The organism is Mesorhizobium sp. P5_C1, assembly GCF_054049815.1.
This window is the reverse complement of sequence record NZ_JBFULQ010001200.1, coordinates 1-823: the sequence shown is the minus strand read 5'-3', so window position 1 is coordinate 823 and position 823 is coordinate 1. Positions and strand designations below refer to the sequence as shown.

At 51.0% G+C, this 823-nt stretch carries 1 protein-coding gene; it reads right to left on the bottom strand.

Going from position 1 to position 823, the window contains the following annotated elements:
* Positions 1 to 346 (bottom strand): sugar transferase (locus ACXJ7R_RS34865; RefSeq protein ID WP_457155762.1); only part of this gene is annotated, 346 nt, incomplete at its 3' end.
* Between the last annotated feature and the right edge of the window lie 477 nt (positions 347 to 823).

Here is an 823-nt window from a genome sequence, read left to right as displayed (position 1 = left end):
GATCGTTCTTCAGCTTGCGGGTCGCCACCCATTCCGCGTTGGCGTCCGGGTTGGTTGCGAGATAGGCGGCCAACACCTTGTCGCCATCGGGAACCATGGTGCGGAACTTCAGGCACGGAAAAATCCGTCCCCCGCGTCCGATTCGCCTGTGGCCGTAGAAGATCGATCCGCCGTCGGAAAGTTTGACGAGCAGAGCGATCATAACAAACAGCGGGCTGAGAGCGATCAAGCCAATCAGTGATCCGGTGATATCGAAGCTGCGTTTAAGCAGGCCGCCGATCGGCGGCGGAAAATCGATGTCGACCTGCGAAAAGCCCGCTGTGGCCGACTTGGCAACGTCCCTCATGCCGTAAACTCCATGCGTGAACGAATGGTTCGCCGCAAGATACCAAAAAAATGTTGCAGCGCAACACACAATTTACCAACCGGTTGAAATAGTCGCGTCATGAATTGACTAAATAATAAGCTAGCCATGCACAAATTTCGGGATATTTAGCACATTTGTGACAATAAATGGGCAAACCCCGAAAAATAAGGGCCTTTTTGGGGCGGTTCTTAGGCGGGCTGTCCTATGGGGTAAGGCACGGAGCACAATAGTGCTTTAGCAGAGCTCGATACTCAAGGCAAATCCCGTAAAATACTACTTAATATTGTTTCTTTTACTCAAGAATGGCGACCATTCGAGGTCGGTTCAAATCCCTTTGCGTGCATTGCAGCATGGCCGAATCGATCGCAAAAGCTCAATCAAAAATATCCGGAGTTGCCCTTGCCGCCTACTGCTCGCCTTAATAGAATTGCAAATTATACCTGTCAGAGTGGCGAC